General features: G+C 40.3%; 15 protein-coding genes. 6 read left to right on the plus strand and 9 right to left on the minus strand.

The features are described from left to right. The first annotated feature begins 290 nt into the window (after positions 1-290). From HXN26_RS09130 to HXN26_RS09145, 4 genes are all read left to right on the plus strand, one after another. Positions 291-1,166 (plus strand): hypothetical protein, encoded by an 876-nt coding sequence (locus tag HXN26_RS09130; RefSeq protein ID WP_273160813.1) that lies wholly within the window; start codon positions 291-293, stop codon positions 1,164-1,166. Continuing rightward, positions 1,166-2,422, plus strand: a complete 1,257-nt coding sequence (locus tag HXN26_RS09135) for an MBL fold metallo-hydrolase RNA specificity domain-containing protein (RefSeq protein WP_273160814.1) — start codon at positions 1,166-1,168, stop codon at positions 2,420-2,422. Before HXN26_RS09130 ends, HXN26_RS09135 begins: the two co-directional genes overlap by 1 nt. A gap of 61 nt (positions 2,423-2,483) precedes the next feature. Beyond that, a complete protein-coding gene (locus tag HXN26_RS09140) occupies positions 2,484-3,050 on the plus strand; it encodes a metallophosphatase domain-containing protein (RefSeq protein WP_273160815.1) in 567 nt (188 codons plus the stop codon). A 558-nt stretch (positions 3,051-3,608) separates the two neighbouring features. Next, entirely contained in the window at positions 3,609-4,328 is a 720-nt protein-coding gene (locus HXN26_RS09145) for a hypothetical protein (protein ID WP_273160816.1), read from the plus strand. A gap of 188 nt (positions 4,329-4,516) precedes the next feature. Here the strand turns inward: HXN26_RS09145 and ettA are convergent, their stop codons facing one another. Together ettA and lptB are read right to left on the minus strand one after the other, a co-directional pair. Beyond that, positions 4,517-6,214: an energy-dependent translational throttle protein EttA gene (ettA, locus tag HXN26_RS09150; protein ID WP_273160818.1), complete on the minus strand. Its 1,698-nt coding sequence runs from the start codon at positions 6,212-6,214 to the stop codon at positions 4,517-4,519. 113 nt (positions 6,215-6,327) lie between these two features. Next, positions 6,328-7,191 carry an LPS export ABC transporter ATP-binding protein gene (lptB, locus tag HXN26_RS09155; RefSeq protein WP_273160820.1) on the minus strand — a complete coding sequence of 288 codons (864 nt, stop codon included), beginning with the start codon at positions 7,189-7,191 and terminating at the stop codon, positions 6,328-6,330. 138 nt (positions 7,192-7,329) lie between these two features. Between lptB and HXN26_RS09160 the strand changes: the two genes are divergently transcribed. Together HXN26_RS09160 and HXN26_RS09165 are read left to right on the plus strand one after the other, a co-directional pair. After that, positions 7,330-8,076, plus strand: a complete 747-nt coding sequence (locus tag HXN26_RS09160) for an MlaE family ABC transporter permease (protein ID WP_025000017.1) — start codon at positions 7,330-7,332, stop codon at positions 8,074-8,076. A gap of 33 nt (positions 8,077-8,109) precedes the next feature. Then, positions 8,110-8,877, plus strand: coding sequence for an ABC transporter ATP-binding protein (locus HXN26_RS09165; protein WP_273160823.1), 768 nt, complete (start codon positions 8,110-8,112; stop codon positions 8,875-8,877). A gap of 361 nt (positions 8,878-9,238) precedes the next feature. Here HXN26_RS09165 and HXN26_RS09170 read toward each other — a convergent pair whose 3' ends face one another. From HXN26_RS09170 to HXN26_RS09200, 7 genes are all read right to left on the minus strand, one after another. Next, positions 9,239-9,637, minus strand: a complete 399-nt coding sequence (locus HXN26_RS09170) for a hypothetical protein (RefSeq protein ID WP_273160825.1) — start codon at positions 9,635-9,637, stop codon at positions 9,239-9,241. A 14-nt stretch (positions 9,638-9,651) separates the two neighbouring features. Beyond that, positions 9,652-10,965, minus strand: a complete 1,314-nt coding sequence (der, locus tag HXN26_RS09175; RefSeq protein ID WP_273160826.1) for a ribosome biogenesis GTPase Der — start codon at positions 10,963-10,965, stop codon at positions 9,652-9,654. 289 nt (positions 10,966-11,254) lie between these two features. Then, the gene (era, locus tag HXN26_RS09180) at positions 11,255-12,136 is read right to left on the minus strand and encodes a GTPase Era (protein ID WP_273160828.1); all 882 of its coding nucleotides are present in this window, start codon (positions 12,134-12,136) and stop codon (positions 11,255-11,257) included. A 73-nt stretch (positions 12,137-12,209) separates the two neighbouring features. Then, entirely contained in the window at positions 12,210-13,229 is a 1,020-nt protein-coding gene (locus HXN26_RS09185) for a beta-ketoacyl-ACP synthase III (RefSeq protein WP_025000022.1), read from the minus strand. A 7-nt stretch (positions 13,230-13,236) separates the two neighbouring features. Continuing rightward, a complete protein-coding gene (gene rpmF, locus HXN26_RS09190) occupies positions 13,237-13,422 on the minus strand; it encodes a 50S ribosomal protein L32 (protein ID WP_084472142.1) in 186 nt (61 codons plus the stop codon). Positions 13,423-13,447: 25 nt separating this feature from the next. After that, positions 13,448-13,966, minus strand: a complete 519-nt coding sequence (locus HXN26_RS09195) for a YceD family protein (protein ID WP_273160832.1) — start codon at positions 13,964-13,966, stop codon at positions 13,448-13,450. 394 nt (positions 13,967-14,360) lie between these two features. Then, positions 14,361-15,530: a sensor histidine kinase gene (locus tag HXN26_RS09200; protein ID WP_273160834.1), complete on the minus strand. Its 1,170-nt coding sequence runs from the start codon at positions 15,528-15,530 to the stop codon at positions 14,361-14,363. Positions 15,531-15,657: the final 127 nt, after the last annotated feature.

A 15,657-nucleotide genomic window follows, 5' to 3' on the forward strand; every position in this document is an offset into this window, starting at 1 on the left:
TATCTGATAACAGACAAGGAGGATTCTGGAATGTAACTCCTGCCTTCTCAATTGCGGTTCTTCAGGAATTTGGAGTGATAAAACAGATAAAATAAAAAAGAAACCGCTGTAAATATTATATATTTGAAATAATAAAGCAAAATTCAATCAACAAAAGAATTTTTGATAATAAAACAAGGAAATATCAGAGTAAATAACTACATTTGCAGTTGTTCACTTTTGTTTGACAACGTACACACATTACTACAATCGAAGAAAAAGGAATATATGCATTTAACAAAAAAGGAAGTATGAGAGCTATTACGGACGAGCATTTACAAGCCTATAAGGAAGGAGGCTGTCTGCATAAATTATTCAATGTCATCAAGGAAGACCCAGAGCTTTCCTTTGAAATCAGAGTAAAGAGTGAAGTTATGATATATTATCATAAGGATAAGATTATGACGATACGTTTCTGTAAAGGTAAGCCTTCAATAGAGGTCTTATCTGAAAAGTATTATAAGAACGCTACGCCACCATCTGTCTTATTTGAGAATGATGATTTGATGGAAACGCTAAGACGTACAGATCAATTAAGAAAATACTTTAAAGAGGCTAAACAGCTGATAGGTTCTTACAAGGCAGGTCTGGAATTTGAAGTTCAGCAGAATATTGCTTCGGGAAACCGTAGTTTTAACAATAGATTTGTTGTTGTGGATATGGAATGGCAACTTCCACAGTCGGATATCAAGAAAGAGGAAAGAATAATCAAGACGAGAATTGACCTTATTGTGGTTGATACGAAGAAAAATGACATGGGGGAGAATGATATCTATCTTGGTGAACTAAAGGTGGGAATGGGAGCGACAGGAGGCAAGTCCGGAATAATAGCCCATGTTAAAAAGACGAAAGAATTTATTAATAACGCTAAGGCTCGTGCAGCTCTGCGGGATGATGTGGAAAGTATCATCCGTCAGAAGTCAGATTTGGGATTGTTTGAAGGGAATCATACAGGGCTTAACCTGTCTGGTAAGCCTCGTATGATGCTCATTCTTGTATATCGAGGAAATGAGGAAAAGAACGCTTTGAAAGTGCAAGAAAAGAATGCAAAAGATGAAGCAAGAGAGCAGAATATGGTAGAACCTCTGGTTGTTTGGCATAATGCACTAATTACTTTGAAAGTGTGATGGAGATAAAAATACATAGAGGACTTGATCAGATAGGAGGCTGTATAACCGAAATATGGACAGATTCTTCCAGAGTATTCATAGACTTTGGGCAGAATCTGCCGAGCAATGGGAAGGCTGCTACACTTGAAGAAGATGCCCTTATGGTTGCTGATATTATTAGGAATAATGAGAAAGAACATCAGGCGGTTTACTATACGCATGCTCACGAAGACCATGTTGGACTGTTCCGTTATATCCCACTTGAACAGTATATTGGCGAAGGAAGTAAAGAACTTTTGCTTATTAAATATAGGACACTTCTTGAGGGAAACGAAATGGCAATAGATGAGTGCCATCAGCTACAGGAGCCCAGTAAGGAGAAAGAAGAACTTCTGGAAGAGAACTATCGTACAACAAAGGGTCTTATAGATAAGTTGAAGGCTTTTAAAACTTGGAAACGTACAGCTCTCAAAGAGAGTCCCAGCCCCATAACGATAGGTGACATTAGGGTTACACCTTTCTTCACCTGCCATAGCATTTATGATGCTCACATGTTTCTCGTTGAGGCTGATGGGAAACGTATTTGGCATACTGGCGATTATCGACTGCATGGCTATATGAGCAAAGGTCTTTTCCCCATGCTGAGAAGATATGCTACTAATATCGATGTGCTGATTACAGAAGGTACGATGCTTGGGCGGAAAGACAAATGTATCCATGAATGTGAAGTGTCAAGGAAGATGGCAAGTGTAATGCAAGCCTTCAAATATGTCTTTGTACTCGCTTCGGCTACGGATATAGAACGATTGGCAAGTATCAAGGTGGCAGCAGAGAATGCAAAGAAACCTTTATGCATCTTGTCCTTGTTTATGAAAAGGACGATGGAATTCTTTACAGAGAGGGAGTCCAGCCTATCACGTGGCTTGTTCTCCTTTGCACCTCTGTTTTATACCGATAAGCTCTATGGAAAGCTGAAACACAGAGGATTTACGATGGTTGTAGGGACATCACAGGTTGATAGGGTGAAGAAACTGCTTGATAGGCTCCCACAAGAGGAAACGCTGCTCATATATTCAACCTGGGATGGATACTATAAGAATGCGGAGCAGATAAAAGCAAATTCAAAGTATAAGGAGTTTCGTGAAATGTTCTATAACGTTGTGGATATCCATACATCAGGACATGCGGATAAAGCTACGATAAGGAAAGTTATAGAAACGGTTCGCCCAAAGGAGGTTATCTGTATTCATAAGGAGGCTGGCGCAACGTTGTAAGAGTATTGTTGCACCACAGTTTATTTTGATTCCATAATACAATAAAGACAAAGAAACGATAATGACAATCCTTCAAATCTCCGATACACACAATAGACATCAGTTGCTGACAAATCTGCCTATGGCTGATGTCATTGTTCATTGCGGTGACTTTACTGATATGGGTACGGAAGAGGAAGTACTGGACTTCTTGAATTGGTTTATATCTCTATCTTATCCGCATAAGTTGTTTGTTGTTGGTAATCACGACCTTTGCTTATGGGAGGCTGATGGAATAGAAGAGCTGCCAGATAATGTCCATTTTCTTCAAGACCGAGGTTGTGAGATTAATGGTGTATGGTTCTTTGGCTTAGGTTATAATCATCCTGAGAGTTTGATACCCGATGGCATAGACGTTCTTGTGACTCATGAGCCTCCTGTAATGATATTGGATGAAAGTAACAACACACATTGGGGAAATGCTCCTCTTTGTAAAAGAGTGATGAAAACTAAGCCTAAATATCATTTGTTTGGTCATGCTCATGATGCTTACGGAATAGAAAAATACGAAGATATTGTGTTTTCAAATGGTTCTTCTCTTGATGATGGTTATAGACTATGCCATAAACCTCAGCTGATTACGTTCTGATAATATGCTTTTTGTTTAATGCCTTAATTCCGCAGCATAAAATCTTTTAAGAACTCCAAGTGTCTGAGAAACAAAGTTCTCAAAACACTTGAATATGTCAGAAATTTTACCTATCTTGGTGCTGCAAACAAAAAATAGACAAAATCTGACATGACAAAGGTAGCAATTAAAAACGAGAATATCATTTCTTTCGGTGGAGTTTTTCATATTATGGACGTTTTCTCAAAACAAGCAGGGAAAATAACATCAGCTCCGTACTCTTTCCATTTCTTCCCTTATATTTGTATCATTCTAAACTTATGATACTTTTTTGCAAGTATTTTCCTTTCCGTTTGTCTTGTTAAGATTTTATATCTATTTTTGCATTTGTTTCCGCACCAATATCCGTACCCTTGTACATGATTGGTAACGGAACTATATATGGAAGGCGTTTACTTGACGTTTTGTTCTTTATATATTGTTTAATGATAGATATAAGATAAGGAGGATAGAAGAAAAATATTATCTCCTTTGTTGAATGTGACTTTGAAAGAAGAAATTTAAAGTAGATTGATTTATATGAAGAAAAGAAAATTAAGAGGTAGGTTTTCTGGGCAGCGGTTAAAGAAAAGCTATAAAAGGGCAGTAAAACGACAGTTGGAAAAAGAATTTCTTATATTATCAAAAAGCGATATAGACGAAGAGACTCTGTTTGTTCATCCTTTAAATATGGGAGAACAAATATTTATTAAATCAGAAGAGCAAGAAGGCTCAAATACCCCTCTATTTGTAATAGATGATGTTCTAATGCAAAATGGATATGCAAGTGCATCTTTAATAATGCTTAGAATTGTGAAATCTTCAGATAATAACTTTGTAAGAGATAGCTATATTAAGCCTATAATGTTCTGTTTTAGGCAGTTTCTTGAATTAACAATGAAAGATTCTCTTTTGAGATTTAGAGATATGCGAAGGAAAGCGAGTAAAGATGAAGTAAAAGTAGGCGGTCATGACCTATCAAAATTATGGAATGGGTTAAAAAAGTATTTTGATATAGTTGATGATGAGGTTAAGTGTGTAGAGAAGATTATCTACGCAATACAAGAAGTAGATAAGGAAGGAACGTTGTTTAGATATAATGAGTATCTCAATGAAAAATTCAAAGGAGTTAAATTACATATACCATTAATAGATATAGATATTCTTGAAACTTGTATATTGCAATCATATCGTTTTTTTGAAGGAATTAACGAAATGGCGCGAAAAGCACAAGATGAAAAGACGATGAATTATTATTAGTGTAATAAGGTTTATATGTGCATTATAGTAGATGAGGTTTGCTAAATGTTGAAAAGGTATGAAACCACCGTATGTGGAAATACTCGCAGCAGTATGATGGTTAGTAGATACAAAAACAGGAGGGCAAACACCTATGATATGGTGTTTGCCCTCCTTGCTTGATTTGTTTTGTCTGCTAAGAAAGCCGATTAGTCTTCCATCAACTTACGATAACGACCTTTTTTAATATCTTCGTTGCCAAGGCGGCGTGCCTTGTTTATTTCGTATTCAGAGTAAGTTCCTTCAAAGAAGAATACTTCGCCATTGCCTTCGAAAGCAAGGATGTGCGTACAGATACGGTCTAAGAACCAACGGTCGTGGCTAATAACAACAGCGCAACCTGCAAAAGCTTCCAAACCTTCTTCCAATGCACGCAATGTATTTACGTCAATATCGTTAGTAGGTTCGTCGAGTAAAAGTACGTTTCCTTCTTGTTTCAATGCCAAAGCCAGCTGCAAACGGTTGCGTTCACCACCAGAAAGAACTCCGCAAAGTTTACTTTGGTCGGTTCCTGAGAAGTTGAAACGAGAGATATAGGCACGTGCATTGACATCGCGTCCACCCATTCTTATGTTTTCGTTGCCTTGTGCAATAACGTCGTAAACCGATTTATTAGGATCTATATCCTTATGTTGCTGGTCTACGTAAGCAAGTTTTACGGTTTCGCCTACCTCGAAATTACCATTGTCTGGAGTCTCCAAGCCCATGATAAGGCGGAAAAGAGTGGTTTTACCAGCACCATTCGGACCAATCACGCCCACAATGCCGTTAGGAGGAAGCATGAAGTTGAGGTCGTTGAAAAGAACTTTCTCGCCGAAAGCCTTCTGCACGTGTTGTGCTTCGATAACCTTATTACCCAATCTTGGACCATTAGGAATAAAGATTTCGAGCTTTTCTTCGCGATCTTTTTGCTCCTGATTAAGCATTTGTTCGTATGAATTTAGGCGAGCCTTACCTTTTGCTTGGCGAGCTTTTGGTGCAAGGCGAACCCATTCCAACTCACGTTCGAGCGTCTTTCTACGCTTAGAAGCTGTCTTTTCTTCTTGCTCCATACGCTTTGTTTTCTGGTCGAGCCAAGAAGAGTAGTTACCCTTCCATGGAATACCTTCTCCACGATCAAGCTCAAGAATCCATTCGCTTACATCGTCGAGGAAGTAACGGTCGTGAGTAACGGCAATAACTGTTCCTTCGTATTGTTGCAAATGTTGCTCCAACCAGTCGATGCTTTCAGCGTCCAAGTGGTTGGTAGGTTCGTCGAGCAATAATACGTCAGGCTTTTGAAGCAATAAGCGGCAAAGTGCTACACGGCGGCGTTCACCACCAGAAAGATGAGTAACAGGAAGGTCGCCAGCTGGACAACGCAAGGCAGCCATTGCACGTTCGAGCTTTGAATCCATGTTCCAAGCATCGGTAGAATCTATAATATCCTGCACTTCGGCTTGGCGTTTCATCAGTTTATCCATCTTGTCTGGGTCGCCATAATATTCTTCCAAACCGAATTTTACATTGATTTCGTCGTATTCGCGGAGTGCATCGTAAACATGCTGCACACCTTCTTGTACGTTTTCCTTAACAGTTTTCTCTTCGTTGAGTGGTGGGTCCTGTGGAAGGTAGCCAACAGAATAGCCTGGGCTGAATACAACTTCGCCAGATGTTGGTTGCTCAATGCCCGCAATAATCTTCATTAATGTGGACTTACCAGCACCATTCAAACCGATGATACCTATCTTGGCACCATAGAAGAACGAGAGGTAAATGTTCTTCAGAATTTGTTTTTGGTTTTGTGGGATAATCTTTGAAACTCCCACCATTGAGAAGATAATCTTCTTGTCGTCTACTGTTGCCATGTATTTTTTATTGTTGTTGATTTGTTATCTTTAGGGTGTTTAAGGTTGAATAAGATGTTTTTATTCCCTTAATATAAAAAAGGTGTTACACCTTCATCTTTATTTTTATTGCACTATATAGAAAGGTTTACACTTTCATTATTGTTGTGTTCTTCTTCTGCTTCTTCTTTTGCTCGCTTACGTTCGTCCAAAACTTGGAAGTCTTTCTTTTGTAGAACGAAGTCTGTTCCGAGATACTTTTCTTTCACGATTTTGTTAGCAGCTAATTCTTCGGGCGTACCTTTAAATAGTATTTGTCCTTCGAAGAGTAAGTAAGCGCGGTCGGTAATATTTAGTGTTTCGTGCACGTTGTGGTCGGTAATGAGAATGCCGATGTTGCGGAATTTCAATCGCCAAACAATGTGTTGAATGTCTTCTACCGCAATTGGGTCGACTCCTGCAAATGGTTCGTCGAGCATAATAAACTTTGGGTCTATTGCTAAGCAACGTGCTATTTCGCATCTGCGTCGTTCTCCTCCTGAAAGACGGTCGCCAAGATTTTTGCGTACCTTTTCGAGTCGGAACTCTCTGATAAGGCTTTCCATCTTTTCTATGCGTTGTTCTTTGCTGAGCTTTGTCATTTCTAAGACGCTCATTATATTGTCTTCGACGCTCATTTTGCGGAATACGCTTGCTTCCTGTGGTAGGTAGCCAATGCCTGTTTTGGCACGTTTGTAGACAGGAAAGTTTGTTATTTCCAGGTCGTCGATGTAAACGTGTCCTTCGTTTGGAACCACCAAACCAGTTGTCATGTAGAACGATGTTGTTTTGCCAGCACCATTTGGTCCTAACAATCCTACAATCTCTCCTTGTCGCACGTTTATGCTTACTCCATTTGCTACGATACGTTTTCCGTATCGTTTCACGAGTCCTTCTGTGCGAAGAAGGCTGCTTTTATCGCTTTCGGGTTCGATGATTTTGTTTTCTGTGTCGAGCATTTGATATTTTGTTTCTGTGTTGCAAAAGTAGTAAAATAAATGCTAATATCAGTGATATTGATTAAAACAATGGCTTATATTGCAGTTTTTTAGCGGATTTTGGTTACTTTTGCATTCGCATTTAATAAACAAACAACCATGCTTATATTTAACTGGCTTACAATTTTTGGTAGATACTTGCTCTTGATGGGGCGTACATTCAGTCGTCCTGAACGTTTTCGTATGTTTTTTAAACGGTATGTAAAGGAGATGTCGCAGCTTGGTGTCGATTCTATTGGCATTGTTTTGCTTATTTCTTTCTTTATTGGAGCTGTTATTTGCATACAGATAAAGTTGAACGTTCAGAGTCCGTGGATGCCTCTTTGGGTTTCGGGATACGTTACGCGTGAAATTATGTTGCTCGAGTTTTCTTCGAGTATTATGTGTCTTATACTTGCTGGAAAGGTTGGTTCGAACATTGCTTCGGAGTTGGGAACAATGCGTGTTACGCAGCAGATTGATGCCTTAGAGATTATGGGTATTAATTCTGCAAGTTACTTGATTTTGCCGAAGATTGTGGGACTCATTACTATTATGCCTTTCTTGGTTATCTTTTCTGCTGCGATGGGTATTGTGGGCGCTTATGCGACTGCTTTCTTTGCTCATATTATTACGCCTGTTGATTTGACTTCGGGTTTGCAGCACGATTTTAACCCTTGGTTTATGTACATGAGTATTATGAAGAGTCTTTTCTTTGCCTTTATTATTGCGAGTGTATCGTCGTTTTTTGGCTACACTGTGAAAGGCGGTTCGGTGGAGGTGGGTACATCGTCTACGAATGCTGTGGTAAGTTCGAGCGTGCTGATTTTGTTCAGCGACGTGTTCCTAACTCAGCTTTTAAGCTAACTCAACACTTTTTCTAAACAGGCTTAAAACAAAATGATAGAAGTTAAAAACTTATATAAATCGTTTGGAGACAAGGAAGTTCTTCGCGATATTAACACGAAGTTTGAAGGTGGTAAGATAAATCTTATTATCGGTCAGAGTGGTGCTGGAAAGACGGTTCTGCTGCAATGTTTGGTTGGACTGGTGAATCCTACGAAGGGCGAAGTGCTGTACGACGACCGAAACTTTGTTGCGATGGGTAAGAAGGAGAAGATAATGATGCGCAGGGAGATGGGAATGATTTTCCAAGGTTCTGCGTTGTTCGACTCGCTCACTGTGTTTGAAAATGTTCGTTTTCCGCTTGATATGTTTTCGGATATGACGCCGAAAGAGCGTGATGCGCAGGCTCAAAAGTGTATCGATCGTGTGAATTTGACGGGTGCTGAGGGTAAGTTTCCTGGTGAAATATCGGGAGGTATGCAGAAGCGTGTGGCGATTGCGCGGGCGATTGTGATGAATCCGAAGTATTTGTTTTGCGACGAACCTAACTCGGGGTTGGACCCTAAGACGTCGTTGCTTATTGACGAGCTTTTGGCGGATATTACGAAGGAGTTTGATATTACGACTATTATCAATACTCACGACATGAATTCTGTGATGGGTATTGGCGACAACATTATGTTTATTGCTGACGGAAGAGCGGAATGGAAGGGTGATAAGGAAACGGTGATGTCGTCTAACAATAAGAAACTGAACGACCTTGTGTTTGCTTCTGAATTGTTCAAGAAGGTGAAGAAGGTTGAAAACGATATGATAAAATAGTAGCAATCGGTAGCTACCTTGTTGTATGCTTCGAAAAAGCTCCTAAGCTTAATGTGATAAGCTTAGGAGCTTTTTTCGGTTTGCTCGGTGTCTTCTTTTAGATTACTCAACAGCTTTTTACCGACTGCTCAATAACTTTTTATTGATTGCTCAATTACTTTCTTTAAAAAGCTCGCCAGCTTTCTTTAAAAAGCTCGCGAGCTTTTTGCAAATAGCTGGCGAGCTTTTTTCTGTTTACTCGGTAGGTTTCTGTTGCTTGTTCGGTTTCTATTGTTCAAATGGTTTTTATAAACAATAATGCCGCTTATCCATTTCGAGGATAAACGGCATCGTTGTTTTGTTGCTATTTATGCGGGTTGCCTTAGCGCATATACCATAAACCGTGTTTTTTTAGCATCGGAACAACCACTTGCTCGGTGGTGCTGTCGCCGTAATGCAATAAGAGGAAAGCATTGGCTGAGCTGTCTTTTGCAAGGAATCTGCCACTATGCACGCTTACTTTCTTTATTCCTTTGTGCTTTTTATCTTGCTGCTCCATGAAAACTTTGAAGTTAGCAAGCATTTGGCGCTTATAGCTTTGGGGCAGCGAGTCGGGCAGATACAAGCCTTTCAAAAACAGCTCGTGTTCGCCCGAAATAAGGTTGTCGTAGTAGTGCTTTGCAGCTTGTGCCGCAATTGCGCCATGGTCTACGTTCTTCTCCTTGCTACAAGAAGGAAGAAGAACTGCTGCGAAGAGCAAAACATAAAGTAGTTGTTTCATACCTTTATTATTGTTTACTTCTGACGTATAAACACATTGATAGGGCAGCCGTTGAGGTCCCAACGCTCGCGTATCTTGTTTTCTAAGAAACGGCGGTAAGATTCTTTCACGTACTGAGGTAGGTTTGCGTAGAATACAAACGACGGAATCTGCGTGTTCGGCAGCTGCGAACAATATTTTATCTTGATGTACTTACCCTTTACCGATGGTGGGGGAGTTTCCTCGATGATAGGTAGCAACACTTCGTTGAGCTTGGTTGTACCAATGTGCATGTTTCTGTTCAAATAAACTTGCTTAGCTACATCAAGAATCTTGAAGATGCGTTGCTTTGTAAGTGCCGATGCAAAGATGATAGGAAAATCAACAAACGGAGCCATGCGCTCACGAATGGCATTCTCGAACGTCTTTATTACCTTCTGATCTTTGTTCTCAACAAGGTCCCACTTGTTTACAACCACCACCAAACTCTTATTGTTTCGCTGAATCAGCTGGAAGATATTCATGTCCTGCGCCTCAATTCCACGCGTAGCATCAATCATCAAAATACACACATCTGAGTTCTCAATACTGCGGATTGAACGCATAACAGAGTAGAACTCAAGGTCTTCAGTAACCTTATTCTTACGGCGGATTCCCGCTGTATCAACAAGATAGAAATCGAAACCAAACTTGTTGTAGCGTGTGTAAATACTGTCGCGCGTTGTACCAGCAATTTCTGTAACAATGTTGCGGTCTTCGCCAATGAAAGCATTGATGAGGCTCGACTTTCCAGCATTAGGACGACCAACAACCGCAAAACGAGGAATCTCCTCTTCAAGCTCTTCGTCAGGAACATCTTTCATGCGTTCGAGAAGTAAATCGAGCAAATCGCCCGTTCCGCCACCCGTCTGTGCACTGATACAAATAGGGTCGCCAAGACCTAAACGATAAAAGTCTGCCGACATATAGTATTCGCCACTGTTGTCAACCTTATTGGCAACAAGAATAACAGGAAGCTTAGTGCGGCGTAGAATCTGCGCTACATCTTCGTCCCAATCAGTAACTCCTGTTTCGTTATCAACAACGAAAAGCACAAAATCAGCCTCTTCCGTAGCCACTAATACTTGCTTGCGGATAGCATCTTCGAAAATATCGTCTGATTTTACAACCCAACCGCCAGTGTCGACAACTGAGAATTCGCGTCCGTTCCATTGACATTTTCCGTACTGACGGTCGCGTGTTGTACCTGCCGTATCGCTTACAATGGCACGACGGCTTTGCGTTAATCTGTTGAAAAGTGTAGACTTACCCACGTTCGGGCGGCCTACGATTGCTACTAAATTTGCCATTTATTGATGGTCTTTCCCACGCTGAGAAACATCTCAAGGGGGCAAGGTGAGGTCTGCACCTTATGAATATTTGCCGAAGATGACCACGTCTCCAGCCCTCGCACTATGCGAGAGTTCGCCCTACATACAGTCAGGGCGTTGTTTGTTGCTTTGTTTAGCTTTTCTTCCTTCTACAGGATTTTCTCAACACGATGTTGAACTAGTAACGAAACAACTACGTACTTTATTTGAGGATATAACTCAAATAATTCAACTTTGTGTTGGTAAAATAATGAAACAGCTTGGCTTTTTATTCGGGATTGTAGCCGAAATTGCCCAACTCTTTCTGCGAATTACGCCAGTCCTTATCCACCTTAACAAATGTCTCCAAGTATATTTTCTTATCAAAGAACTTCTCAAGACTCTTGCGCGCCTCCGTAGAAACCTTCTTTAATGCCTGTCCTTGGTGCCCAATAATAATACCTTTTTGGCTGTCGCGTTCTACATAAATGACAGCATTGATGTGTATTTTCTTATCATCTTCCTTAAAACGCTCCACAACAACCTCAACAGAGTAGGGCACTTCCTTGTCGTAATAACGAAGAATCTTCTCTCGAATAATCTCAGTTACAAAGAACTTTGCAGGTTTATCAGTAAGCTGGTCTTTATCAAAATAAGCAGGACTCTCTGGCAACAACTCTTTAATGCGCTTCATCAGTGCATCAGTGCCAAACTTATTCGTTGCCGAAATAGGCAAAATTTCAGCCTTAGGCAGAAGTCCGTGCCACTTTTCAACAAGACCAACAAGCGTCTTTTGGTCGCTTTCGTCAATCTTATTGATGAGCAATATAACTGGAATTTGCATTTTTGCCACCTTCTCCAAGAAGTCTGAATTCTTCTCAGGTTTCTCAATAACATCTGTAACGTAGAGTAAGATGTCGGCATCGGCAAGGGCTGATTCCGAAAAATGCAGCATCATCTCCTGCATTTTATAGCTTGGTTTCAGTACACCAGGAGTATCGGAGAACACAATTTGCATGTCTTCCGTATTCACAATGCCCATGATACGATGGCGAGTAGTTTGTGCTTTGAACGTTGCAATACTAATCTTTTCGCCAACGAGTTGATTCATCAGCGTACTTTTACCCACATTGGGGTTACCTACTATATTTACAAATCCAGCTTTATGCATATCTTTAATAAAAAACGCATCTATCTTTATTGCAAAGAAAGATGCGTTAATCTTTATTTATACGAATTCAAACTTATTTCTTTGCCACTGCAGAAGCTCCGTCGTAAGCCCACTTATAATAAGATGCGCCATGAACAAAGCCTGCACCAAAGGCAGTGAATATAAAGTTGTCGCCTTTCTTAAATTTAGCTTCCTCGTCCCAAAGTGCAAGTGGAATAGTTGCAGCACTGGTATTTCCATAGCGCTGAATGTTTATTACCACTTTCTCTATTGGGAGGTTAGCACGTTTTGCTACAGCCTCAATGATTCTTAGGTTAGCCTCATGTGGGACTACCCATTTAACATCGTCTCCAGTAAGATTATTGCGCTTCAGTATTTCCTTAACATCGTTACTCATACTTGTTACAGCATACTTGAATACCGTTCGTCCTTCTTGATAAAGGTAGTGTAAACGACGGTCTACTGTAAATTGTGATGGAGGACAAACTGAGCCGCCACCTTTCATGTGAAGGAATGGCAAGCCTTTGCCATCAGTGCGCAGGAACGAATCCTGTACACCAATACCCTCTTCAGTGGTAGCTTCTACAAGAACTGCACCCGCGCCATCGCCGAATAACACGCATGTTTGGCGGTCTGTGTAGTCTACAATTGATGACATCTTGTCGGCTGCTATAACAATAATGCGTTTATAGCGTCCGCTTTGTATCATTGTTGAGGCTACATCGAGCGAATAAAGAAATCCGCAGCAAGCAGCAGAGAAGTCAAAGCCAAAGGCATTCTTCAAGCCTAACTTGCCTATAACGATAGAAGCAGTTGATGGGAATTTGTAGTCTGGAGTGGTTGTAGTAAGGATAAGAGCATCAATACTATCTGGGTCAGCTCCTGTTTTCTCCAAGAGTTGCTTTGCAGCCTTGCGAGCCAAATAGCTTGTACCAAGCCCCTCTTCTGTTAAGATTCGGCGTTCCTTGATGCCCACGCGCTCCATAATCCATTCATCAGTGGTATCGACCATGCGTGATAATTCCTCGTTAGTGAGGACATAATCAGGCACATAGCCACCTATACCAGTGATAATGGCATTTAATTTCTCCATTTGCGTATTACTCCACAGTTTCTTTTACGATAGCAATTTTACCACGATAGTAGCCACAAGTTGGGCAAACTGTGTGATAAATGTAGTAAGCGCTGCAATTAGGGCATACTGCCAATGTTGGAGCTACTGCTTTATCGTGAGTTCTTCTCTTGAGTGTACGAGTCTTTGACTGTCTTCTTTTAGGATGTGCCATAATTCTTTAAACGTTTAATATTTTTTTATTTTTTCAATTTTAATAGGGCTTCCCAGCGCGAATCCATAGGTTTCTCGTCTTCCGAACCGCTTCGGGCGGCAGAGTGTTCCTCAAGAGCTCTTATCATAGCGGGGTTACATTTTCCAGGTGCATGTACATGCTTGATAGGCAGAGCAAGAACTATAAATTCGTAGACAAACCATGAAACGTCGAGTATTCCTTCGTTCTCGGCTACTATAACAAGGTCGTCTTCTTCTGAGTATGCGTTACCAAACTTAGCTTCCAGACGCTGTTGCGTCTCAATAGGCTGCTCCATATCATCCAAACAAAGGTCGCACGGCAGTATAACCATTCCTTTTTCGTGGAAATCAAGTGTGAAGTAATCGTTTTGGGTGCGTACTATTTCTAATGAAACATGTACATTTCCGCGACTTACTTCGGGAGCATCAACTGCCTTAAAGTAAGTATCGTCAAGGTCGAACTCGAAGCTATTTAAGCCGTCAGAAAGACCCTTCAAATCTATTTTAAGGATATCCAAGTCCATAATCGGTGTGCAAAGGTACGAATATTTTTCTGATATTAAGCAAATTAAAAGCAAAAAATATGTTTTTAGCAGTTCGCTATAAGGTTTTACAAAGATAACTTCCTATTTCTTATTTTTAGATTAAAGGGGTGTTATATAATTGTAAAGAATTTTAATGGTTATATCTGTGGTATAACAGTTTAGTTATCAGTGTTTTGCGAAGTAGGTTGTTTTGCGTTGCAATAGAGCTTGTTTTGTACGATAATAGTGCCTGTTTTGCAATGCAAAATAAGCACTATTGGAAAGTCAAAGTGATGTTATCACTTTTTAACTCAATTATATTTACAAAATTAAAGTGTGTTTTCGACACTCTTTTTAGATAGTACAGGGAAAATAAATCTGCTTTTAGTACTGACTATTGATTTGCTTTTAGTTCTATCCTGAAAGTAGTTCCTTTGCCAAGTTCGGAGCTTTTCACAAATATTTTACCATTGTGGTATTCTTCCACAATGCGTTTAGCAAGACTTAAACCTAAGCCCCAGCCACGGCTTTTTGTTGTGAAACCAGGACGGAAGATATTGCGAAGGTCCTTCTTCTTAATGCCTTTTCCTGTATCGCTTATCTCTACTATTACTCGTTCGCCAATAGTTTCTACGTGTAATGTAATTGTCCCCGATACACCTCCCATGGCATCCACAGCATTCTTACAAAGGTTTTCTATCACCCATTCGAATAGCGATGCATTAAGACGGATAATGATATCTTCTGTAGGAAAATCTTTTTTAAGTTGGATTGTCTTTGAGGTGCGGCGGTCCATGTAGTCAATAACATGGTCGAGTACTTCGCTCAGACTTACTGGAATTGGTTCGGGCAGTGAACCTATCTTTGAGAAACGGTCGGCTATAAGTTGCAATCGTTTTACATCTTGGTCCATCTCTGGAAGCAATTCATCGTCAGGATAGTTTTCTTTTAGTATGGTAGTCCACGCCATAAGAGAAGAAATGGGAGTGCCTAACTGATGGGCCGTTTCTTTGCTAAGACCTACCCAAACTTTATTTTGCTCTGCTCTTTTCGAGGTGAGGAGTGCAAAAATGGCCACAACCACAAATAGCATAACTACGCCTAATTGTACGTACGGATAGAAAGCGAGCCGTTTCAGCATCAGCGAATCGTCATAACAGACATCAATATAATCGTTTGAGGTTCCTGATAGGCTTATTCTTATATTTTGCTTGTTAGCTTTTAGAAGTTTTGCCATGGTTGATACATATTGCAAGCTATCCTTATAGTTCTTTGCATTGATGGTAACATTGCGGAAGTCCGTAACGTTTTCATCGCTGTCAAGTACTACAACGGGGATGGTATTGTTTTCGTTGAGCACCTTTAAAACCAATGCAAGGTCGGTGTTTTCATCGGCTTGACTTAGTGCGCGCATAGCTTCTGCCCACACTTCCATCTTGGTGCGTTCCTGCCGAGCCAAATCTTTCGTAAGTATATTCGATGCTACCAGCGACATAACTGCTATTGCTATTGCCGCTACAACAAGGATTATTTTTACTTGCCTTATTCTATCTGTCCATTGCATAACACATATATAAACGACTGGTAACCGATTTTATTGTATGTAGTTGTGCCCTCTTTGATGCGTATGAAAACAATAAGAGGGTGTGTCAAAATTGATACATCCTCTTTTTTATGCACAAAGCTCCGAC

Origin of the sequence: Prevotella aurantiaca, from assembly GCF_015262605.1 — a bacterium.
In the GTDB taxonomy this organism is placed as follows: Bacteria; Bacteroidota; Bacteroidia; order Bacteroidales; family Bacteroidaceae; genus Prevotella; species Prevotella aurantiaca.

Bases quoted from the DNA above. Each gene is read 5' to 3' on its own strand.
- HXN26_RS09130 (WP_273160813.1), top strand. From the start codon at position 291: ATGAGAGCTATTACGGACGAGCATTTACAAGCCTATAAGGAAGGAGGC.
- HXN26_RS09135 (WP_273160814.1), top strand. From the start codon at position 1,166: ATGGAGATAAAAATACATAGAGGACTTGATCAGATAGGAGGCTGTATA.
- HXN26_RS09140 (WP_273160815.1), top strand. From the start codon at position 2,484: ATGACAATCCTTCAAATCTCCGATACACACAATAGACATCAGTTGCTG.
- HXN26_RS09145 (WP_273160816.1), top strand. From the start codon at position 3,609: ATGAAGAAAAGAAAATTAAGAGGTAGGTTTTCTGGGCAGCGGTTAAAG.
- ettA (WP_273160818.1), bottom strand. From the start codon at position 6,214: ATGGCAACAGTAGACGACAAGAAGATTATCTTCTCAATGGTGGGAGTT.
- lptB (WP_273160820.1), bottom strand. From the start codon at position 7,191: ATGCTCGACACAGAAAACAAAATCATCGAACCCGAAAGCGATAAAAGC.
- HXN26_RS09160 (WP_025000017.1), top strand. From the start codon at position 7,330: ATGCTTATATTTAACTGGCTTACAATTTTTGGTAGATACTTGCTCTTG.
- HXN26_RS09165 (WP_273160823.1), top strand. From the start codon at position 8,110: ATGATAGAAGTTAAAAACTTATATAAATCGTTTGGAGACAAGGAAGTT.
- HXN26_RS09170 (WP_273160825.1), bottom strand. From the start codon at position 9,637: ATGAAACAACTACTTTATGTTTTGCTCTTCGCAGCAGTTCTTCTTCCT.
- der (WP_273160826.1), bottom strand. From the start codon at position 10,965: ATGGCAAATTTAGTAGCAATCGTAGGCCGCCCGAACGTGGGTAAGTCT.
- era (WP_273160828.1), bottom strand. From the start codon at position 12,136: ATGCATAAAGCTGGATTTGTAAATATAGTAGGTAACCCCAATGTGGGT.
- HXN26_RS09185 (WP_025000022.1), bottom strand. From the start codon at position 13,229: ATGGAGAAATTAAATGCCATTATCACTGGTATAGGTGGCTATGTGCCT.
- rpmF (WP_084472142.1), bottom strand. From the start codon at position 13,422: ATGGCACATCCTAAAAGAAGACAGTCAAAGACTCGTACACTCAAGAGA.
- HXN26_RS09195 (WP_273160832.1), bottom strand. From the start codon at position 13,966: ATGGACTTGGATATCCTTAAAATAGATTTGAAGGGTCTTTCTGACGGC.
- HXN26_RS09200 (WP_273160834.1), bottom strand. From the start codon at position 15,530: ATGCAATGGACAGATAGAATAAGGCAAGTAAAAATAATCCTTGTTGTA.